The 22,346-nt window shown below is 61.4% G+C and carries 16 protein-coding genes; 10 read left to right on the forward strand and 6 right to left on the reverse strand.

The genetic code is table 11. The features are described 5' to 3' along the window. Window positions 1-158 precede the first annotated feature (158 nt). Together PSFL_RS22360 and PSFL_RS22365 are read left to right on the forward strand one after the other, a co-directional pair. Window positions 159-563 carry a YbaN family protein gene (locus tag PSFL_RS22360; protein ID WP_397470491.1) on the forward strand — a complete coding sequence of 135 codons (405 nt, stop codon included), beginning with the start codon at window positions 159-161 and terminating at the stop codon, window positions 561-563. 126 nt (window positions 564-689) lie between these two features. Beyond that, window positions 690-2,828 (forward strand): methyl-accepting chemotaxis protein, encoded by a 2,139-nt coding sequence (locus PSFL_RS22365; protein WP_169959679.1) that lies wholly within the window; start codon window positions 690-692, stop codon window positions 2,826-2,828. A gap of 147 nt (window positions 2,829-2,975) precedes the next feature. Here the strand turns inward: PSFL_RS22365 and PSFL_RS22370 are convergent, their stop codons facing one another. Then, a complete protein-coding gene (locus PSFL_RS22370; RefSeq protein ID WP_057958653.1) occupies window positions 2,976-3,539 on the reverse strand; it encodes a nitroreductase family protein in 564 nt (187 codons plus the stop codon). A 147-nt stretch (window positions 3,540-3,686) separates the two neighbouring features. On the opposite strand from PSFL_RS22370, the gene PSFL_RS22375 reads away from it, so the two are divergent. From PSFL_RS22375 to PSFL_RS22405, 7 genes are all read left to right on the forward strand, one after another. After that, window positions 3,687-5,117 (forward strand): di-heme oxidoredictase family protein, encoded by a 1,431-nt coding sequence (locus PSFL_RS22375; protein ID WP_397470492.1) that lies wholly within the window; start codon window positions 3,687-3,689, stop codon window positions 5,115-5,117. 31 nt (window positions 5,118-5,148) lie between these two features. After that, window positions 5,149-6,213 (forward strand): imelysin family protein, encoded by a 1,065-nt coding sequence (locus PSFL_RS22380; RefSeq protein ID WP_057439384.1) that lies wholly within the window; start codon window positions 5,149-5,151, stop codon window positions 6,211-6,213. A 2-nt stretch (window positions 6,214-6,215) separates the two neighbouring features. Beyond that, window positions 6,216-7,313, forward strand: coding sequence for a DUF1513 domain-containing protein (locus PSFL_RS22385; protein WP_057958650.1), 1,098 nt, complete (start codon window positions 6,216-6,218; stop codon window positions 7,311-7,313). Window positions 7,314-7,537: 224 nt separating this feature from the next. After that, window positions 7,538-8,698: an efflux RND transporter periplasmic adaptor subunit gene (locus PSFL_RS22390; protein WP_115128851.1), complete on the forward strand. Its 1,161-nt coding sequence runs from the start codon at window positions 7,538-7,540 to the stop codon at window positions 8,696-8,698. Beyond that, a complete protein-coding gene (locus tag PSFL_RS22395) occupies window positions 8,695-11,730 on the forward strand; it encodes a multidrug efflux RND transporter permease subunit (RefSeq protein ID WP_289140592.1) in 3,036 nt (1,011 codons plus the stop codon). The genes PSFL_RS22390 and PSFL_RS22395 overlap by 4 nt, the downstream gene beginning before the upstream one ends. A gap of 175 nt (window positions 11,731-11,905) precedes the next feature. Then, window positions 11,906-13,069, forward strand: a complete 1,164-nt coding sequence (locus tag PSFL_RS22400) for an efflux RND transporter periplasmic adaptor subunit (protein ID WP_397470493.1) — start codon at window positions 11,906-11,908, stop codon at window positions 13,067-13,069. A gap of 3 nt (window positions 13,070-13,072) precedes the next feature. After that, on the forward strand, window positions 13,073-16,111 hold the full coding sequence (locus PSFL_RS22405; RefSeq protein WP_397470494.1) for a multidrug efflux RND transporter permease subunit: 3,039 nt from the start codon (window positions 13,073-13,075) through the stop codon (window positions 16,109-16,111). Between the two features lie 303 nt (window positions 16,112-16,414). Here PSFL_RS22405 and PSFL_RS22410 read toward each other — a convergent pair whose 3' ends face one another. The 5 genes from PSFL_RS22410 to colR all read right to left on the reverse strand — a co-directional run bounded on the left by PSFL_RS22410 (window position 16,415) and on the right by colR (window position 20,186). Next, window positions 16,415-16,642 carry a hypothetical protein gene (locus PSFL_RS22410; RefSeq protein ID WP_057958645.1) on the reverse strand — a complete coding sequence of 76 codons (228 nt, stop codon included), beginning with the start codon at window positions 16,640-16,642 and terminating at the stop codon, window positions 16,415-16,417. Beyond that, window positions 16,642-17,358 carry a lipopolysaccharide kinase InaA family protein gene (locus PSFL_RS22415; RefSeq protein ID WP_057444707.1) on the reverse strand — a complete coding sequence of 239 codons (717 nt, stop codon included), beginning with the start codon at window positions 17,356-17,358 and terminating at the stop codon, window positions 16,642-16,644. The genes PSFL_RS22410 and PSFL_RS22415 overlap by 1 nt, the downstream gene beginning before the upstream one ends. 4 nt (window positions 17,359-17,362) lie before the next feature. Beyond that, entirely contained in the window at window positions 17,363-18,043 is a 681-nt protein-coding gene (locus PSFL_RS22420) for a class I SAM-dependent methyltransferase (RefSeq protein WP_057439380.1), read from the reverse strand. Window positions 18,044-18,232: 189 nt separating this feature from the next. Then, entirely contained in the window at window positions 18,233-19,513 is a 1,281-nt protein-coding gene (locus PSFL_RS22425; RefSeq protein ID WP_057439379.1) for a HAMP domain-containing sensor histidine kinase, read from the reverse strand. Beyond that, a complete protein-coding gene (gene colR, locus PSFL_RS22430; RefSeq protein ID WP_029295378.1) occupies window positions 19,503-20,186 on the reverse strand; it encodes a two-component system response regulator ColR in 684 nt (227 codons plus the stop codon). Before colR ends, PSFL_RS22425 begins: the two co-directional genes overlap by 11 nt. A 201-nt stretch (window positions 20,187-20,387) precedes the next feature. Here colR and PSFL_RS22435 point away from each other — a divergent pair, with 201 nt between their 5' ends. Continuing rightward, window positions 20,388-22,337, forward strand: a complete 1,950-nt coding sequence (locus tag PSFL_RS22435) for an LTA synthase family protein (protein ID WP_397470495.1) — start codon at window positions 20,388-20,390, stop codon at window positions 22,335-22,337. Window positions 22,338-22,346 lie beyond the last annotated feature (9 nt).

Consider the following 22,346-nt stretch of genomic DNA (forward strand, 5'->3'; position numbering starts at 1 on the left):
GAATGTGGGAGCTGGCGTGTGTGGGAGCTGGCTTGCCTGCGATAGCATCGCCTCGGTCTAACTGATGCACCGAAGCGTCTGCATCGCAGGCAAGCCAGCTCCCACATGTTGATCGCGCTCCATTTGCAGATTTTTCGAAACCCAGACAAATCGTACCTATGACAGCCCCCGCCCCCTCCTCCTCCAAGCTCGCCCGAATCCTGTTCGGCCTGCTGGCCTATGTCAGCCTGGGGATCGGCTTGATCGCGATTGTCATACCGGGCCTGCCCACCACCGAATTCATCCTGCTGGCCGCCTGGGCTGCCACCAAGAGCTCGCCGCGCCTGAGCGCGTGGCTGGAAAACCACCGGCTGTTCGGGCCGATCCTGTTCAACTGGCGCAACGGCAAGATCATCGCGCGCCGGGCCAAGGTCAGCGCCACCGTGAGCATGCTGCTGTGTGCCGGCCTGATGCTGGTGATACTAGATCACGGGTGGCCGATCTACCTCGCGATCGCCGGCATGAGCCTGGGCAACCTGTGGATCTGGTCACGCCCCGAACGCCTGGCGCGAACCCCCGCCTGAGCGCCCTACCGCTCATCGCCTGTTCCTCATGAATTACCCGTCGGTGCCGATGTTCCGGGCATAGCGCCGAATGGACTTGGCCGTTGCCCTGCTTGCACACCAACAAGTCCAATCGCGAGTAAGCCCATGTTCGACACCCTCTCCATCCGCTTGAAAATCGTGCTGCTCTCCGGCCTCTGCCTGTTGGGGGTGATTGCGCTGATCGTCAGCCTGAACATCTACCAGACCAACCAGAACGACCAACTGGTCAGCGCCTCAAGTTCGCAGATGCTCACCACCAGCGTGGAAAACCTGCTCCAGGCCAAGGCCGCCGAGCAGGCGGTGCAAGTACAGAAAGCCTTCGGCGAGAGCCTGTTGGTGGTCACCGCCCTCGCCGATCAGGTCAAGGACTTGCGCAACATGGCCGCCAAGCGTTCGCTGGAAGCAGGGGCCGTGCGCGAGGAGCTCAATCAGCAGATCAAGACCGCCTTCGAGCGCAACACCAAGGTACTGGGGATCTGGTTGTCGTTTGAACCCAACGGCCTGGATGGCAAGGACAGCGAATTTATCGACGACAAGCTGCGCGCCTCCAACGAAGCCGGGCGTTTCTCCAGCTATTGGAGCCGGGCCGGCGGTGAAGGCCTGAACACGATCATGGTGGAAGCGGACCTGACCAAGACCACCCTCAATCTCAGCGGCACGCCCTACAACATCTGGTACACCTGCCCACGGGATACCCGCAGCGTTTGCCTGCTGGACCCGTACGCCGACGAAGTGGCCGGCAAGTCGATGCTGATGACCACCATCTCCCTGCCGCTACTGGCCGACGGCAAGGTGATTGGGGTGATCGGTATCGACATTGCCCTGGACGCCCTGCAAGCGGCGGCCAATACCGCGCAAAAAGAGCTGTTCGACGGCGCCGGAATCATGGAAATCCTCTCCAGCAGTGGCCTGATCGCCGGCTACAGTGGCGAGCCGGACAAGGTCGGCAAGAGCATCGTCGATATGCTTGGCGGCGAAGGCAAAGAGATCGTGCAACTGCTGGCCAGTGAAACGCGCAAGGTCCGCGAGCAGGACGACACGATCCGCGCGGTATATCCGCTCAAGCCGATTGCCGGTGCCAAGCCCTGGGGCGTGTTGATCAAGCTGCCCAAGGACGTGCTGCTGGCCGATTCGGTCAAGTTGCAAGGCGTGCTCGATGACGCCCAGGCCCGCGGCACACTCCAGGCGTTGCTGGTGGGCGCCGTGGCTGGCCTGCTGGGCCTGCTGCTGATGTGGCTGACCGCGACGGGTGTGACTCGCCCGATCAACAGCGTGGCGGCGATGCTCAAGGATATTGCCAGCGGCGACGGCGACCTGACCCAGCGCCTGACTTACACGAAAAAAGACGAACTGGGGGAGCTGGTCAGTTGGTTCAATCGCTTCCTCGACAAGCTGCAGCCGACCATCGCCCAGATCAAGCAGAGCATCACCGAAGCCCGTGGCACCGCGGATCAGTCCTCGGAAATCGCGCGCCAGACCAGCGAGGGTATGCAGGTGCAATTTCGCGAGATCGACCAGGTGGCCACCGCCTCCAACGAGATGAGCGCCACCGCCCATGAGGTGGCCAACAGTGCCTCAAATGCGGCCAGTGCAGCACGCGGCGCCGATCAATCGGCCCGTGAAGGCATGGCGATTATCGAGCGCAGTACCCGCGATATCACCACCCTCGCCGAAGAAGTCAGCAAGGCAGTGACCGAGGTCGAAGCCCTGGCGGTCAACAGTGAGCAGATCGGCTCGGTGCTGGAGGTGATCCGCAGCATTGCCGAGCAGACCAACCTGCTGGCGCTCAACGCGGCGATTGAAGCGGCACGCGCCGGGGAAAGCGGACGGGGTTTTGCGGTAGTGGCAGACGAAGTGCGCAACCTGGCGCGACGCACCCAGGACTCAGTGGAAGAAATCCGCCTGGTCATCGAACGTATCCAGAGCGCGACCCGTGGGGTAGTGACCACCATGCATTCGAGCCAGAGCCAGGCGCAGAACAACGCCGGGCAGATCCAGCAGGCGGTCCAGGCCCTGGGCAAGATCAGCGATGCGGTGACGGTGATCAGCGACATGAACCTGCAAATCGCCAGCGCTGCCGAAGAACAGAGCGCCGTGGCCGAAGAGGTCAACCGCAACGTTTCGGCGATCCGTACCGTGACCGAGACCTTGACCGGTCAGGCCACTGAATCGGCAGCGATCAGCAGCCAGTTGAATGCATTGGCCAACCAGCAGATGAAACTGATGGATCAGTTCCGGGTGTAGACCCAGGTCCGGAAAACGATGAAATACCCCATGTGGGAGCGGGCTTGCTCGCGATAGCGGTGGACCCGTCAATAAATCCGGCGACTGACACTGCGCTATCGCGGGTAGGCCCGCTCCCACATACAGCACCAGCAGATTTGCGGTAAGTCAGACACCGGTCCAGGCGCTGACAAACGCCGTGATGTCTTCTTTCGCCGCCGTCCGCGGCGGGTTTTGCGCAGTGCCCAAATAAAGGAAGCCAATCACTTCCTCACCCGCACTCAACCCCAACCCCTTGGCCACATGCGCCGAATACGACAAATCCCCGGTCCGCCACACCGCACCAATGCCCTGGGCATACGCCGCCAGCAAAATACCGTGGGCCGCACAGGCCGCCGCCAGCAATTGCTCGGACTTGGGCACCTTGAAGTGCTCCTGCAGACGGGCAATCACCACCACCACCAACGGCGCACGCAACGGGCCATTCTGCGCCTTGTCGATCACCGCTTGCGGGGCCTCGGGGTCTTGCAGGCGGGCCGCTTCGGCCAGCAGGGTGCCCATTTGCTCGCGAGCTGCGCCTTCCACGGTGAGGAAGCGCCACGGCCGCAGTTGGCCGTGGTCCGGCGCACGCATGGCTGCCGCGAACAGCACTTCGCGCTGCTCGGCAGTAGGGGCCGGTTCCAGCAGGCGCGGTACGGAAACACGGTTGAGCAAAGCGTCGAGAGCCTGCATTGGCCACCTCCAAAAAAAATGTGCGGTCATTCTAGCGGGAATGCATCAGATTGGAGCAAACGATAATTGCTCTTATTCAATCCGCCCCGCCCTGTTAGACTTTGCCCCTGAATTTCATCCACCCTCGCCCGTCTTCCAGGATTCTTGATGCCCCGTTTGCTTCTTCGCCTGTCTGCACTCTTGATGGCCGTGAGCCTGAGTGCCTGCGATGACGCCCCGCCGCCGACGTTTACCCAGGCCGAGCCCGGTGAAGCCCGTTCGGGGGGCAGCACCACGGTGCGCAAGACCGACCAGAATGCCTTTTCGCTGCCGTCGGCCAACCTGGCACCAACACGCCGCCTGGACTTCAGCGTCGGCAACAGTTTTTTCCGCAATCCATGGGTGATCGCCCCGGCCACCACCACCGCCCGCGACGGGCTGGGGCCGCTGTTCAACACCAATGCTTGCCAGAACTGCCATATCAAGGACGGGCGCGGCCATCCGCCCGCGCCTGAGGCCAACAATGCGGTGTCGATGCTGGTACGCCTGTCGATCCCGGATTCGCCGCCCTATGCCAAGGTCATCGAACAGTTGGGGATCGTGCCCGAGCCGGTGTATGGCGGGCAGTTGCAGGACATGGCCGTGCCCGGTGTCGTCCCGGAAGGCAAAATGCGGGTCGACTACACACCGGTCAACGTTACGTTCAAGGACGGAACGGTGGTGGAGTTGCGCAAGCCGAGCCTGCAGATCACCCAGCTCGGCTACGGGCCGATGCACCCGGATACGCGGTTTTCCGCCCGTGTAGCACCGCCGATGATCGGCCTGGGCCTGCTCGAAGCCATCAGCGACGCGGACATCCTGCAAAACGCCAGCAAACGCCCGGACAAAAACGGCGTGCTCGGCCGCCCGAACTGGGTCTGGGACGATGCCCAGCAAAAAACCGTGCTCGGGCGCTTTGGCTGGAAAGCCGGGCAGCCGAACCTCAATCAACAAAATGTTCACGCGTTCTCTGGTGATATGGGCCTGACCACCAGCCTGCGGCCCATGGACGACTGCACCGACGCACAGGTTGCCTGTAAGCAGGCGCCCAACGGCAACGGCGAAAATGGCGAGCAGGAAGTCAGCGATAACATCCTGCGCCTGGTGCTGTTCTACACCCGGAACCTGGCCGTGCCCGCCCGACGCGACGTCAACGCGCAACAAGTGCTGGACGGCAAGAACCTGTTCTTCCAGGCCGGTTGCCAGGCATGCCACACACCGAAGTTCACCACCGCCAGCAATGCCGCCGAACCGGAGCTGGCCAACCAGGTCATCCGCCCGTACAGCGATTTGCTGCTGCACGACATGGGCGAGGGCCTGGCCGATAACCGCAGCGAGTTCAAGGCCGGTGGCCGCGACTGGCGCACGCCGCCGTTGTGGGGCATTGGCCTGACGCAAAACGTCAGTGGCCACACCCAGTTCCTGCATGACGGCCGTGCCCGCAACCTGCTCGAAGCCGTGCTGTGGCACGGCGGTGAGGCCCAGGCGGCGCAGCAACAGGTATTGTCTTTTAATGCGCAGCAGCGAGCAGCATTGCTCGCATTCCTGAATTCTCTATAAGCTTTGCCCCAATTATTGAAGGGAGCTCGACATGTTCCGTCCCAAGTTATTGTTCACCAGCCTGGCCGCCCTGGCCCTTGGCGCCTGCTCGCCGCAGGATCCGCAAGCGGTCACCTCGGCAGCCATCGCCAAGCAAGTGATCCTGCCGACCTACAGCCGCTGGGTCGAAGCTGACCGGCAGTTGGCCGTCAGCGCCCTGGCTTACTGCCAAGGCAAGGAATCCCTGGAGACCGCCCGCGCCGACTTCCTCCACGCGCAAAAAGCCTGGGCCGAGTTGCAACCGCTGCTGATCGGCCCGCTGGCCGAAGGCAATCGCGCCTGGCAGGTGCAGTTCTGGCCCGACAAGAAAAACCTCGTCGGCCGCCAGGTCGAGCAACTGGCCACCGCCCAGCCACAGATCGACGCCGCCGCCCTGGCCAAGTCCAGCGTGGTAGTGCAAGGCCTGTCGGCCTACGAATACATCCTGTATGACGCCAAGACCGACATCGCCAACGACGCCCAGAAAGCCCGCTACTGCCCGCTGCTGATGGCCATCGGCGAGCGCCAGAAGCAATTGGCCGAAGAGATTCTGGCCAGTTGGAACAGCACCGACGGCATGCTCGCGCAGATGACCAAGTTTCCTAACCAGCGCTACGCCGATTCCCACGAAGCCATCGCCGAACTGCTGCGCGTGCAGGTCACGGCCCTGGATACCCTGAAGAAAAAGCTCGGCACACCGATGGGTCGCCTGTCCAAGGGCATCCCGCAGCCATTCCAGGCCGATGCGTGGCGCAGCCAGTCGTCCCTGCAAGGCTTGCGAGCCAGCCTCGCGGCGGCCCAGACCGTGTGGGTCGGGGTCGACAACAAAGGCCTGCGCGGCCTGCTGCCTGCCGACCAGAAACCTCTGGCCGAAAAGATCGACGCCGCCTACGCCGCCGCCCTGAAGCTGTTCGACAGCAACCAGCGTTCGCTCAATGAACTGCTGGCCGACGACGCCGGGCGCGAGCAACTCAACGCTATCTACGACAGCCTCAACGTGGTCCACCGCCTGCATGAAGGCGAACTGGCCAAGGCGCTGGGCATCCAACTGGGCTTCAATGCCAACGACGGTGACTGATGATGCTCAGGCGACAGGCTTTGGCCATCGGCAGCGTGCTGCTCAGTGCAATCACCCTGGGCGGCTGGACGCTGTTCAAGCGCAAGGGCGACAGCCCGCTGTTGCTGTCGGCCCGGGATGATGCCGACGGCAAGCACTACGCCGTGGGCTATCGCCTGGACGGCAGCCAGGTGTTCGCCACCCAGGTCGGTCAGCGTTGCCACGACATCATCAACCACCCGAGCCTGCCCATCGCGCTGTTCGTGGCGCGCCGCCCCGGCACCGAGAGCTACCTGGTGGACCTGCGCGACGGCACGCTGCTGCAAACCGTGACGTCCCAGGCCAACCGGCACTTTTATGGGCATGCAGTCATCCACAAGAGCGGCGACTGGCTATACGCCACGGAAAACGACACCACCGACCCCGGTCGCGGCCTACTGGGCGTGTACAGGTTCGAAGGTGAGCGCCTGGTACACAGCGGGGAGATGTCCACCCACGGCATCGGCCCGCACCAGGTGTCGTGGATGCCCGATGGCGAGACTCTGATCGTGGCCAATGGTGGCATTCGCACCGAGGCCGAAAGCCGGGTCGAGATGAACCTCAACGCCATGGAGCCGAGCCTGGTGCTGATGCAGCGCGACGGCACCCTGCTGAGCAAGGAAACCCTGAGCCAGCCAATGAACAGCGTGCGCCATATGGGGATCGCCAGCGATGGCACGATCCTCACCGGGCAACAGTTTATGGGGCCTTCCCAGGAGCGTTCCGAACTGTTGGCGATCAAGCGTCCGGGGCAACCGTTCGTGGCGTTCCCGGTGGCCGATGAGCAATTGCAGGCCATGGGGCACTACACCGCCAGCGTGGCCGTACACAGCGAGTTGCGTCTGGTGGCACTGACCGCGCCACGGGGCAATCGCTTCTTTATCTGGGACATGGACAGTGGCGAACTGCGCCTGGACGGGCCGTTGCCTGACTGCGCCGGCGTCGGCGCAGTGGCCGACGGGTTTGTCGTGACCTCTGGCCAGGGTCGTTGCCGTTTCTACGATTGCCGGCAGCCCCAACTGGTGGCCAAGCCCCTGGATCTGCCAGCTGGGTTTTGGGATAACCACCTGCATCTGATCTAAAGCCACTGTCGCGCTCCCGGGCCCACACCTGGGAGCCGACTCACCAGAAAAACCCTACGCAACCTGTGAAAAAACCCCGCCACGGGGACTACTCATCTCACAGACACGTCCGACTTTCCGCCTTATAGCACTCGCCTTTCTGATGAAGACTGCCTGGCTCATCGTGCCAGCGAGCGCCCCTGCGCGCGCCCTCCGCACCCTGTCACCTTCACAAGGAAGCAACTATGCCGGGCCGCCGGATGATTACCATGCTCAGCATCGTACTGCTGGTCGTGCTGATGCTCGCCAGCTATAAAGCGTTCTGGGTTTACCAACAGCTGCAGCTGCTGCATGCGCCAAAGCCGCCCGTCAGCGTGGCGGTGGCAACCGCCCTCGAACAACCCTGGCAGCGCCAGTTGCCCGCCGCTGGCACCCTCAAGGCATTGCAGGGCATCAACCTGAGTATCGAGGTGCCCGGCGTCGTCACACAGTTGCACTTCGACTCCGGGCAAGTGGTCAAGCAAGGGCAAACCCTGCTGCAACTTGAGAATCAGGCCGAGCAGGCCGCGCTGGACGTCGCCCTGGCGGACCGCAGCCTGGCCCGGCAGAACTTCCAGCGCGGCCGCGAACTGGTGGCGATCAACGCCATCTCCCAAGAGGAGTTCGACCGACTGTCCGCCGAGTTCAACCGCAACAATGCCGTCGTTGCACAACGCCGCACGGCGCTGGACAAAAAACGCATCGTCGCCCCGTTCAACGGCACCCTTGGCATCCGCCAAGTCAACATCGGTGACTACCTGCAAAGCGCCACCGTGATCGCCAGCCTGCAGGACGCCAATAGCCTTTACGTCGATTTCCACATCCCCGAGCACGCCGTTCAACTGATCAAGATCGGCCAGTCCGTGCGCATTGAAGTCTCGGCACGCCCAGGACTTTCCAGTCTCGCCACCATTAGCGCCATCGACCCCATCGTCGACACCCACACGCGAAATGTGTTGGTACGCGCCACCCTGACTCATCCGCCCGCCGACCTGTTGCCGGGTATGTTCGCCCACTTGCAGGTGCTGCTGACGAACCCGGGTTTGCATATCGTGATCGAGGAGAGCGCAATCGCCTACAGCCCCTATGGCCAGTATGTGTACGTCGTAGCCCCGCGCAAAAACAGCGAAGGCCGTGACGAGCTGGATGCCGAGGGCAAGCCGCTGCTGATCGCCGAACAACGCCTGGTCGAAACGGGCGAGCGACGCGATGGCACCATCGTGATTGCCAAAGGGCTGGCCAAGGGCGAACAGGTCGTTACTGCCGGCCAGATCAAATTGCAAAACGGTACCCCAGTGCGCATCAGCATCCACCGGAACCAACCTGATGAGCGTCCACTGGCGGCCCAACGGGAGAACGAAAAATGACGTTCACCGACCTGTTTATCCGCCGCCCCGTACTGGCCCTGGTGGTCAGCCTGTTGATCGTGTTGCTGGGCTGGCAGGCCTTTGGGCAATTACCATTGCGCCAATTCCCGCAGATGGAAAGTGCGCTGGTCACGGTGACCACGGTCTCTCCAGGCGCCAGTGCCGAGACCGTGCAGAGCTACATCACACAACCTCTGCAGAAAAGCCTGGCAAGCGCGCAAGGCATCGACTACATGCGCTCCACCAGCCGGCAGAACGTGTCGATTATTTCCATCTACGGGCGGGTCGGGGCCGACAGCGACCGGTTGTTCACCGAGCTGTTGGCCAAGACCAATGAAGTAAGGAACCAACTGCCTCGGGACATAGAGGATCCGGTGCTGAACAAGGTCGCGGCGGATAACACCGCGCTGATGTACCTGGGTTTTTCCAGCGACACCATGAACAATGCGCAAATCACCGACGTCCTGCTGCGTGTGATCCAGCCTCGCCTGGTGACTCTGCCGGGCATGGCCGAGGCCCAGATCATCGGCAACCAAAGCTTTGCCATGCGTATCTGGCTTGATCCGCTGAAACTCGCAGGCTTTGGTTTGAGCGCCAGCGATGTGACCCAGGCCATCAAGCGCTACAACGTACAGTCCATTGCCGGCGACGCTACAGGTGAATTGGTCGTTACCAGTGTCACGGCCAATACCGAACTGCAGTCGGTTGAAGGCTTCCGGGCCATCACCTTGAAAACCAACGGCGACAGCCAGGTCCGCCTCGGGGATGTGGCGCGGGTGGAGCTGGGAGCGCAGAACTACGACAGCTTCAGTTCATTCAATGGCCTGCCCGCGACCTACATCAGCATCAAGCCGACCCCCGACGCCAACCCGCTGGAGCTGGGCAAGCGCGTACGCGAACTGATGCCCCTGCTGCAGGCGCAGTTACCGCCTCATGTGCAAGCCGATATCGCCTACGACTCGACGTTGTACATCAACGCCTCTATCGACCATGTGCTGTCGAGCCTGCTGGAAGCCATCCTGATTGTGGTGTTGGTGGTGTTCCTGTTTCTAGGCTCTTTGCGCGCCGTGGTGATTCCCGTCATCACCATTCCCCTGTCGCTGGTCGGCACGCTGTTCTTCATGCAACTGATGGGCTACTCGATCAACGTCCTGACGCTGCTGGCCATGGTCCTGGCCATTGGCCTGGTGGTGGATGACGCCATTGTGATGATGGAGAACATTCATCGGCATATCGAACGAGGCAAGTCGCCCCTTGAGGCCGCGATCAAAGGCGCGCGGGAGGTGTGCGTGCCGGTCATTTCGATGACCATTACCCTGGCCGCGGTGTATGCGCCCATCGGTTTCCTGCAGGGGTTGACCGGGGCGCTGTTCAAGGAGTTTGCCCTGACCCTGGCCGGGGCCGTGGTGATTTCCGGTATCGTTGCACTGACCCTGTCACCGATGATGTGCGCCCTGTTATTGCGCCCTGAAGAACAGCCACGGGGCCTGTCCCTGGTCCTGGACCGGCTGTTCAACCATCTGAAGCAGCGTTACCAGCGCCGCCTGCATCAGATCATGGAGGCGCAGTCGGTGGTCATCGTGTTCGCCCTGCTGATCCTCGGCCTGATTCCCGCCATGCTCACCTTCACCCTCTCCGAGCTGGCCCCCGATGAGGACCAGGGCCTGATCTTTATCCTCGCCAGCGCACCGCAGCCGAGCAACCTGGCCTACCTCAACCGTTACACCCAGGACTTCATCGCGCTGTTCAAGACCCTGCCCGAGTACCAGGCCTCGTTCCAGATCAATGGCCTCGATGGCGTGCATTCGGGGGTGGGCGGTTTCCAACTGCGCCCGTGGGACCAGCGCGAGCGCACGCAGATGGAGGTGCTGGCGCCGCTGCGCAAAAAGCTCGACAGCATCCCCGGCCTGCAAGTATTTGCCTTTAACCTGCCGTCCTTGCCGGGTACGGGCGAAGGCCTGCCTTTTGGTTTTGTCATCAGTTCCCAGCAGGACCACAAGTCGATGCTGGCGGTGGCCGAGCGCGTCAAACAGCGGGCCATCGACTCCGGGAAGTTTGCCTACGTGGATATCGACCTGGCCTTCGACCGGCCCGAAGTAGTGATCGACATTGACCGGGCCAAGGCCGCGCAAATGGGCGTGTCCATGCAAGACCTGAGCCTTACCCTGGCGACCCTGCTGGCTGAAACGGAAATCAACCGCTTCAGGATTGATGGCAATCTGTACAAGGTCATTGCCCAGGTCGAGCGCACCTACCGCGACAACCCGGACTGGCTGAGTCACTACAACGTCAAAAATGCCAAGGGCCAATTACTGCCCCTGTCGACGTTGATCACCGTCTCCAGCCAACAGGTACGCCCGCGACAGTTGAACCAGTTCCAGCAGCTCAATTCGGTGCTGGTCTCGGCTTACCCGATTGTCGGTATGAGCAACGCCCTGGAGACCGTACAAGCCATCGCCCAGGAAGAGGCTCCGGCGGGCTACACCTTCGACTACAGCAACGCCACGCGCCAGTTTGTGCAGGAGGGCAATGCGCTGTGGGGTACGTTCGGCCTGGCGTTGGCGATCATCGGCCTGGTGCTGGCGGCCCAGTTTGAAAGCCTGCGTGACCCGCTGGTGATCCTGGTGACGGTGCCGCTGTCGATCTGCGGGGCATTGATTGCGCTGTTCCTCGGCTGGTCGACCCTGAACATTTACACACAAATCGGCCTGGTCACGCTGATCGGCCTGATCAGCAAGCACGGCATCCTGATCGTCGAGTTCGCCAACCAGTTGCGCAAGGAGCAGGGGCTGTCGGCGCGTGCCGCCATCGAAGAAGCCGCCGCGATCCGCTTGCGGCCGGTGCTGATGACCACCATCGCTACCGTGCTGGGGGTGATCCCGCTGGTGTTTTCCAGCGGTGCCGGCGCGGTCAGCCGGTTTGATATCGGCATGGTGATCGCCACCGGCATGTCGATCGGGACCTTGTTCACTTTGTTCGTCCTGCCGTCGGTGTATACGGCGCTGGCCAAGCGCGACATGCCCGCACCCTGACCTCATATGGGAAAGGCCTGACACCCCTTTCCCTATTCCCCTACGCCTTAAAACCATTGCGCTTGAGCCTGCCCGCGAACGCTGAAATTTACCAGTTGGAATCCCCCCGAAACTCGGAGTAATGTGCCGAATCGTTCGTCTTCGTCTGCCTCAGTTTTTTCCAAGGAACCGGAATATGCTGCGTCGTCGCATGCTGATCATGTTGGCCGTTGTGCTGCTCATCGTCCTGCTGCTGGGGGGCTATAAAGCCTTTTCCATCTATCAGCAGATCCAGGTCTTTTCCGCGCCCAAACCGCCGATCAGCGTGGCGGTGGCCACCGCGGTCGAACAACCGTGGCAACAGCGCCTGCCGGCGGTGGGTACGCTCAAGGCCTTGCAGGGGGTGAACCTCGCCCTGGAGATTGCCGGCACGGTCAAGGACGTGCAGTTCGAGTCGGGGCAGAAGGTCAAGGCCGGGCAACCGCTGGTGCAACTCGACAGTGCGGTGGAAGACGCCCTGCTGCAAACCGCCCAGGCCGACCTGGGTCTGGCCCAGCTCGATTACGGGCGCGGCAGCCAACTGGTGGGCAGCCAGGCGATCTCCAAGGGCGAGTTCGACCGGCTCTCGGCGCAACTGCAAAAAAACAAGGCCACGGTCAACCAGCTCAAAGCGTCCCTGGCCAAGAAACACATCGTCGCGCCGTTCAGCGGCACTATCGGCATTCGTCAGGTCGATGTGGGCGACTATCTGGCCAGCGGCACGGTGATTGCCACCTTGCAGGACCTGAGCAGCCTCTATGTGGACTTTTATGTGCCCGAGCAGTCGGTGCCCAAGCTGGCCGTGGGCCAGGGGGTACAGGTGCAAGTCTCGGCCTACCCGAAACTGACCTTCCCCGGCACCCTCAGTGCGATCAACCCGAAAGTCGAAAGCAGCACCCGTAACGTGCTGGTTCGAGCGACCCTGGCCAACCCGGACAATAAACTGCTACCGGGCATGTTCAGCAGCCTGCAAGTGCTGCTGCCCGACCCGCAAGCGCAGGTGGTGATACCGGAAAGTGCCATTACCTACACCCTCTACGGCAACTCAGCCTACGTGGTAACACAGAAAAAGACCGAGGACGGCAGCCTCGAAAAAGATGCCAACGGTCAACCGATACTGATCGCCGAACGGCGCTTTATCGAAACCGGCGAACGGCGCGATGGCCTGGTGCTGATCACCAAAGGCCTGAGCAGTGGCGAGCAAGTGGTCAGCGCCGGGCAGATCAAGCTCGACACCGGTGCGCATATCGCCATCACTGCGGATAAAAACCTGCCGCCCGCCCCTGGCCAATTTCCGCGCAACGACGGTTCAAGGAACTGAGCCATGGCGTTTACCGACACGTTTATCCGCCGCCCGGTGCTGGCCATGGTGGTCAGCCTGCTGATCGTGCTCCTGGGTTTCCAGGCCTACAGCAAACTGCCACTGCGCCAATACCCATCCATGGAAAATGCCCTGATCACGGTGACTACCGCTTACCCCGGGGCCAATGCCGAGACGATCCAGGGCTACATCACCCAGCCGTTGCAGCAAAGCCTGGCAAGTGCCGAAGGTATCGACTACATGACCTCGGTCAGTCGCCAGAACTTCTCGGTGATTTCCATCTATGCGCGGATCGGCGCCAACAGCGACCGGCTGTTCACCGAGCTGCTGGCCAAGGCCAACGAGGTCAAGAACAAACTGCCCCAGGACGCCGAAGACCCGGTGTTGAGCAAGGAGGCCGCAGATGCCTCGGCGCTGATGTACATCAGCTTCTCCAGCCAGCAACTGAGCAACCCGCAGATCACCGACTACCTGTCGCGGGTGATCCAGCCCAAGCTGGCGACCCTGCCCGGCATGGCCGAAGCCGAGATCCTCGGCAACCAGGTATTTGCCATGCGCCTGTGGCTGGACCCGGTCAAGCTCGCGGGCTTTGGCCTGAGCGCCAGTGACGTCACCGATGCCGTGCGCCACTACAACTTCCTCTCCGCCGCCGGCGAAGTGAAGGGCGAGTATGTGGTCACCAGCATCAACGCCAACACCGACTTGAAGACCGCCGAGGCCTTCGCCGCCATCACCGTGAAGACCGATGGCGACAGCCGGGTGCTGCTGGGTGACGTGGCCCGGGTGGAAATGGGCGCGGAAAACTACAACGCCATCAGTTCCTTTGGTGGTACGCCTTCGGTGTACATCGGCATCAAGGCCACGCCCAGTGCCAACCCGCTGGATGTGATCAAAGAAGTACGCAAGCTGATGCCGGAGCTGGAATCCCAGTTGCCGCCCAATCTCAAGGCAGAAATCGCCTACGACGCCACGCTGTTTATCCAGGCGTCCATCAACGAAGTGGTCAAGACCCTGTTTGAAGCGGTGCTGATCGTGATCGTCGTGGTGTTCCTGTTTCTCGGGGCGCTGCGCTCGGTGGTGATCCCGGTGGTGACCATCCCGCTGTCGATGATTGGCGTGCTGTTTTTCATGCAACTGATGGGCTACTCCATCAACCTGCTGACACTGCTGGCGATGGTGCTGGCCATCGGCCTGGTGGTGGATGATGCCATTGTGGTGGTGGAGAACATCCACCGCCATATTGAAGAAGGCAAGACGCCACTGGACGCTGCGCTGGAAGGCGCGCGGGAGATTGCCGTGCCGGTGGTGTCGATGACCATCACCCTGGCGGCGGTGTATGCGCCCATCGGTTTCCTCGAGGGGCTGACCGGGGCGTTGTTCAAGGAGTTCGCCCTGACCCTGGCCGGTGCGGTGGTGATTTCCGGCATCGTCGCCCTGACCCTGTCACCGATGATGTGCGCCCTGCTGTTGCGCCACGACGAAAACCCCACGGGCCTGGCCCATCGCCTGGACCGCATCTTCGAAGGCCTCAAGCGCCGCTACCAGACAATGCTGCACGGCACATTGAACACCCGGCCGGTGGTGATCGTGTTTGCCCTGATCGTGCTGTGCCTGATCCCGGCTTTCCTCAAATTCACCCAGTCGCAACTGGCCCCGGATGAAGACCAGGGCATCATCTTTATGATGGCCAGCGCACCGCAGCCGACCAACCTGGACTACCTGAACACCTACACCGACGAGTTCATCACGATCTTCAAGGACTTCCCGGAGTACTACTCCTCGTTCCAGATCAATGGGTTCAACGGGGTGCAATCGGGCATCGGCGGCTTCCTGCTCAAACCGTGGAACGAGCGCGACCGCACGCAGATGCAGATCCTGCCTGAGGTGCAGAAACGCCTGGAGCAGATCCCCGGCTTGCAGGTATTCGGCTTCAACCTGCCATCACTGCCCGGTACCGGCGAAGGCCTGCCCTTCGGTTTTGTGATCAACACACCCAATGACTATGAGTCGTTGCTGCAAGTGGCCGACCGCGTGAAGAAACGGGCCATGGAGTCGGGCAAGTTCGCCTTTGTCGATATCGACCTGGCATTCGACAAACCCGAGGTGGTGGTGGACATCGACCGCGCCAAGGCGGCGCAGATGGGGGTGTCGATGCAGGATCTGGGCAGCACACTGGCGACCTTGCTGGCGGAGGCGGAAATCAACCGGTTCACCATTGATGGGCGCAGCTACAAGGTCATCGCCCAGGTCGAGCGGGCCTACCGGGACAACCCCGAGTGGCTGAACAGTTACTACGTGAAAAACACCCAGGGCGAGTTGTTGCCGCTGTCGACCCTGATCAGCATCAGTGACCGCGCGCGCCCGCGCCAACTGAACCAGTTCCAGCAACTCAACTCGGCGCTGATATCGGGCTTCCCGATTGTCAGCATGGGCGAGGCCATCGACACCGTGCGTCAGATCGCCATCGAAGAAACCCCGGCCGGCTACGCCTTCGACTACAGCGGCGCCTCACGCCAGTTCATCCAGGAAGGCAGCGCGCTGTGGGTCACCTTTGGCCTGGCGTTGGCCATCATCTTCCTGGTGCTGGCGGCACAGTTCGAAAGCTTCCGTGACCCGCTGGTGATCCTGGTGACGGTGCCGCTGTCGATCTGCGGCGCGTTGATCCCCTTGTTCCTGGGTTGGTCGAGCATGAACATCTACACCCAGGTGGGGTTGGTGACCTTGATCGGGCTGATCAGCAAGCACGGGATCCTGATCGTCGAGTTTGCCAACCAGTTGCGCAAGGACAAGGGCCTGACGCCCCGTGAAGCGGTGGAAGAAGCGGCGGCGATTCGCCTGCGCCCGGTGTTGATGACCACGGCAGCGATGGTGTTTGGCATGGTGCCGTTGATCTTTGCCACAGGGGCCGGGGCGGTCAGTCGGTTTGATATCGGGATGGTGATTGCTACGGGGATGTCTGTGGGTACGTTGTTTACGCTGTTTGTGTTGCCGTGTGTTTATACGTTGTTGGCTAAGCGTGAGGTCTTGGCTGCGGTGGATTGATTGAGTACCTATCCGTTTCTGCGGCCCCTGTGGGAGCTGTCTCGCCCTGCGAGGCTGCGATAGCGGTGTGTCAGACAACATAAAGGCTAGCAGTGCCGGCGCCATCGCTGGCAAGCCAGCTCCCACACCCACCGGGGAAAGCGGCTTCGCGCTCCGGTTCTACTGTGGCTCTGCTTTTGATCTTGATCTGAGGCGCCCCGCCAGGGCTGAGCGTATAGCCGCCATCCCAGACCAAGAACGCAGCAACACGCAAAAAACAAAAGGCCCCGCACTGCGGGGCCTTTTACAGGGGCGTCAATCTCTTCAACTCGCAGGCCTCATCCCTTGGGACATCCCAAACATAAACAGCAAAAGCTGATGATCAGGCTGCGTAACCCCCGTGGTCTTGGCGATCCGCGGCACCGGGCATTGCCCGCCGTTGTGCGCCGCGCTGAGGACTTCTGTGCGGGGCTGCTCCCAGGCAGCCAGGGCCAGGGAGGCGATGCCCAAGGCCCCCAACAGAAACAAACCTCGTGCTATTTCTAGCTTCATTAGGTTAAACCCTTGATAGCGCTGCCAAACGCCGCTTCGTAAAAGTAGCTGAGTTTTTGCCAGTCGGCGGCATTCCACGACGAATGGCGCCGCAACTGCTGCATGTCATGGTCAGCGGCCCGGCGGGCGGTCAAGCGTTGGCGACTCTTCTCGAGATCCAGCAGCGCCACTTCGACCGTCGCGCCCTCTGCCGCCCCGCTGACCCGCACAAAAATATGCTTGCTGTACAGGCAGCCATGCTGCCAGCGCCCCTTGTGCATGCGCGCCAGGGTTTGCGCCAACTCAGCTAGCAGGCGCTCATGCACCAGTTCCCCACATTGCGCACGGCCACCGGCGGCGTACCAGCTGTCGATATCCACAAAGCCATCCAAAGCCGCCGTCACCAGCAAAGCCTTCCACTGTTGGTCCGGATCACGACGGGCGCCACAGAACACCAGTTCCGGAACCCCCACATCGAGCAAGCGCAGGCCCCTGAGCGCATCGCGCTCGCGCAACACCGTGGGCCGCCCAAAAGGATGCAGCCAGCTGCGATAGGTGTGACCTGTCTGGCGCTTGCTGTAGAGCAAGCGCCCATTGGTGCCGATTACCCGCTGTACACCGCTTTCGCCCCCTCGACGCCGATTGGGCTCCTCGACCCACTCGCCCTGTTGCCGCCAGAAGTAATCGAAGCGCTCTTCGGGAGCTACGTGACTGCCTGCTACGTACTCAACTGCCATCCTGCTACCTCTTGCGCAATACATACACTCGCCACATGGCGTACAGCGGTATGAAGTCCAAATACTCCTGGACGCGGAAACCAGCTTGCTCAAACTCAGCTTCAACAGTAGCAGCCGGTAACACAAAACGATTTCGGTAACTCTCCTGCTCACTTTTGTTGCGGCGCTGCATTTCCAGGCGCTTGCGTTTCCAGGCCTTGAAGTTGCCATCCACCCACAACGAAATGATCACGCTATCGCGGGTAACCCTTTGAAATTCTTTCAATAACGCCAGCCGATGCGCCGGGTCGCCGATGTGGTGTAGCAGACGCATGCAGAAAATGCTGTCCACTGCGTTGTCTGGCAGGTCGATATCAAACGCTGATGTCTGCAAGGGCCGTACCCGCTTGAGCACATCCGCCGGCTGCGACGCAGTGGCGATGCTTAACATGGCCTCGGAATTGTCCGCGCCGATAATCACCCGGTTGGGCTTTTCGGCCAGCAGTGGCCAGAAGCGCCCGGCACCGCACGGCAGATCCAACACCAGACCAGGCTCACCGGCCATCGCCAGCGCACCGCGGGCCAATTGCTCATCCCGTTTGTGCGACAGCCGCCGCGCCAACTTGCCCTGATGTTTAAGCAGATATTGTTGAGCGTGCCGGTCATCGTACTTGGCGGAAAATTCAAGTTTGATAGGGGTAGCCATCCACGGATCTCCTAGACTGATGCCTGCAACCTTAAGCAGTCGCACGTCATCCGCAGGTCAACCCTTTGTGAAAAAAACGTCCCGTCTAACCCTAAAGAATTACAAGGTTTTACAGGGAAAAAGCATGGCATGAAGCCATCTTCGCCGAACAGGCGGGAATCTGCCCCTGGGGAAGGGGCAGGAAAGGGCTCAGGATTTGACCTGGTTCAATTCAACATGGAAGCGACAACCACTGGGCTCCATGGTACTGAGGCTGACCACCCAGCCCTGGCTCTCGCAGATGCGCTGGACCAGTGACAAACCCAGGCCCAGGCCGTCACCGCGTTTTTCGTTACCGCGTACAAACGGCTCGAACATAGCCTCGCGCTTGTCTTCGGGAATCCCCACCCCGCTGTCTTCCACTACAAAGCCGGTAGGCTCCAGGGTCAGGCGGATAAACCCGTGTTCGGTGTAGTGCAGGGCGTTGCGCAGCAGGTTGCCCATGACCGCATGCAGGAAGGTGGCGTTGTAGCGGGTGTCGAGTGGGTTGCCCGGCAGGTAGAACAACTCGATGCCCTTGCGCTCGATAGGTTCGCGCCAGATCCCCAGCAAGCCCTCCGCAACCTCGGAGAGGCTGACCTGGGGCGACATCGTGGTGTCGTCATGCTGGGCACGGGCCAGCATCAGGAAGGTCTGCACCAGCTCGCGCATTTCCTCGCAGGCCCGGGCGATACGCTCGACCTGTTTACGCCCCCGTGAATCAATCGCCGGGTTTTCCAGCAGCAGTTCGCAGGAGCTGGCCAGCACCATCAACGGCGTGCGCAGTTCATGGCTGACATCGCTGGTGAACAAGCGCTCACGGGTCAGGGCCTGGCGCAGACGGCCAAGGGTGGCGTCGAAGGCCACTGCCAGTTCGCCCACTTCGTCGGCCGCATAGTCCGGCGCCAGCGGCGGCGCCAGCCCCAGTAATTGGTCACGATGCCGCACCTGGCGCGCCAGACGCACCACCGGTGCCATCACCTTACGGGCAAGGACCCAGCCGAGGAATACCGCCAGTGCCAGGCTGAGTACAAACCCTACCAGCACCACTGCAAACAACACGCGCTCGCGCTCTTCGAAATCGCTCTGGTCTTGCAGCAGGACATATCGACGGCCGTCGACGATCTCGACCATGGCATGGTAGGAAAGCGCATCGCGAAATACTTCGTGAAAGCCGGCGTCCAGATGCCGCAAGTCCTTGGGCAGTTGGAAATCCCCGCGTCCGCCGCTGAAATAGAACAGCTGGTCCGGCTCGGGACGGTGGCGCCAGTCTTCGACACTGTCCATCAACAGCAGACGCTGCAGGTCGCCGCCCAGCCCCGCCGAAATCAGTTTTTCTTCCACCAGGTGCACCGTGGCGACGATGCCCATGGCGAAGGCCCCCGCCACCAGCGCGCTCATCAGCGCAAAGGCGATGATGATCCGCTGGGCAAGGCTTTGCTTAAACTCCATCACGCCCCTCGGCCAAGCGATAACCCACGCCATGCACGGTTTGCAGCAAGGGTTTGGCAAATGGCTTGTCGATCACTTGGCGCAGTTGGTGGACATGGCTGCGCAGGCTGTCGCTGTCCGGGCAGTCATCGCCCCACAGGGCCTCTTCAAGCACTTCGCGGCGCAGGACATGCGGGCTTTTCTGCATCAACACCGCGAGCAATTTCAGGCCGACAGGGTTGAGCTTGAGCAGGCGCCCTTCGCGGGTCACTTCCAGGGTGTCGAGGTCGTAGGACAGATCGCCGACTTGCAGCTCGCGCCGGCCGCCACCCTGGGCGCGACGCAGCACGGCTTCGATACGTGCGGCCAGTTCCGACAGGGCAAACGGCTTGAGCAGATAGTCATCGGCCCCCGACTTGAAGCCTTGCAGGCGGTCGTCCAATTGGTCGCGGGCGGTGAGCATGATCACCGGTGTGTCGCGGCGCGCGTCTTCACGCAGGCGTTTGCACAGGGTGTAGCCATCAATCCCAGGCAGCATGATATCGAGCACGATCAGGTCGTAATGCTCGGTGGCCGCTAGGTGCAGGCCAGACAAACCGTCCTGCGCACAGTCCACGGTATAGCCCTTGAGTCCGAGGTAATCCGCCAGGTTGGCCAGAATATCGCGGTTGTCTTCAACCAATAAAATTCGCATGGGCAGTGTCTCCGTACGCGGTAACAGCCGTGTTGGCTCGCGCAGCTTAAGGCCAAGTATGGCTTACCGCTAGGCCTGAACGGTCAACCGATTACTGTTTTCAACCGATTGAGCGGCTTAACGAGTTTTTCACTATAGGTTCACAAGCTGACCACAGTGTCAGGGTGAAGATCGCCGCCCATCGCTCTCAGGAATATAGACATGGGCCCGCCCAAGACTGCGCCAATGCGTTATTTGCTACTGCTGACCTGCACCTGGCTGGCCATTTTTGTGTTGACCCGCAGCGTACTGCTCCTTACCCACCTGGATGAAGTCAGCGGCAACCTGCTACCGGTATTCGACGTGGGGCTGCTCTACGACCTGGGGTTCCTGGCCTATGCCGCGCTGCCCCTGGGCCTGTACCTGCTGCTGTGCCCGCCGGCTTTGTGGCGGCGGCGCGGCCACCGCTGGTTCCTGCAAGGCGTACTGACCGCCAGCCTGTTCGCCATGCTGTTCACCTCGGTGGCCGAATGGTTGTTCTGGGATGAGTTCGGGGTGCGCTTCAACTTTATCGCCGTCGACTATCTGGTGTATTCCGATGAAGTGCTGAACAACCTGCTGGAGTCCTACCCAATCGGCAAACTGTTGGGCCTGTTGGCGATACTGGCAATTGTCTTGAGCCTGGCCTTGCGCAAGCTGTTCAACGCGGCACTCGACTCGCCGCTGCCGGCCATGCGCGGGCGCCTGCTCAATGCCTTGGGATTATTGGTGGTTGCCGGCCTGAGCCTGCAGTTGGTCAGCCAGGACAGCCCGCGCACCCAGGGGGGCAACGCCTATAACAATGAGCTGGCCAGCAATGGCCCGTACCAATTCTTCGCCGCGTTCCGCAACAATGAACTGGACTACAGCCAGTTCTACAAAAGCCTGCCGAGCGATATCGTGGCCCGCCAATTACGCACTGAGCTGAGTGAACCCAATGCCCGCTTCATCGGCAGCGACCCACTGGATATACGCCGTGCCATCGACAACCCCGGCACCCTGCGCAAACCCAATATCGTGCTGGTGACTATCGAAAGCTTCAGCGCCAAATACATGGGCAGCAATGGCGACGACCGCAACCTGACCCCCAACCTTGATGAGTTGCGTAAACACAGCCTGTATTTCAGCAACTTCTACGCCACCGGCACCCGCACCGACCGAGGCCTGGAAGCCATTACCCTGGCCATTCCGCCCACTCCGGGGCGCTCCATCGTCAAGCGGGTTGGCCGGGAAAGCGGCTTTTCCAGCCTGGGCCAACAGCTCGGCGCAATCGGTTATGACAGCGTGTTTGTGTATGGCGGCCGCGGCTACTTCGACAATATGAATGCGTTTTTCAGCGGTAACGGTTACCGGGTGGTCGACCAGAGCAGTGTTGCCGAGGCAGACATCAGCTTTAAAAACGCTTGGGGCATGGCCGATGAAGACTTGTTTAACCAGACCTTGAAACTGGCAGATGCCGACTACGCCAGGCAGCAGCCGTTCCTCCTGCAACTGATGACCACCTCCAACCATCGCCCCTACACCTACCCGGATGGCAGGATTGATATCAAGTCCGGCAATGGGCGCGACGGTGCGGTGAAATACACCGACTACGCAATCGGTCAATTCCTGCAGGCCGCGCGCCAGAAACCGTGGTTCGACAATACGATCTTCGTGTTTGTCGCCGACCACACCGCCGGCAGCGCGGGCAAGGAAGACTTGCCCATCGCCAACTACCAGATTCCGTTGTTTATCTATGCGCCGAAATGGGTCGAGGCCCGTGAAAGCGCGCAACTGGCCAGCCAGATCGACCTCGCCCCGACACTCCTGGGCCTGTTGAACCTGAGCTATGAATCGACGTTTTTCGGACGCAACCTGCTGCAAGACAACCCGCTTCCTCCTCGTGTGGTAGTCGGCAACTATCAGCACCTGGGTTTGTTTGACGGCACCAACCTGGCGATCCTCAGCCCGCGCCAAGGCCTGCGTCGCCATGACCAGGCCCTGGGCGCAAGCCAGGAGTTCCGGGTCGACAGCAATGACCCGCTGATCCAGCGTGCGATCACTTATTACCAGGCGGCCAGTTATGGCTTCAAGCAACACCTGCTGAGCTGGAACCCCCCGAAAACCACCGCCCCTCAACTGAGCCAGCGTTGACCCGGTAAG

Source organism: Pseudomonas sp. DD1 (assembly GCF_044510355.1).
GTDB lineage: Bacteria > Pseudomonadota > Gammaproteobacteria > Pseudomonadales > Pseudomonadaceae > Aquipseudomonas > Aquipseudomonas shahriarae.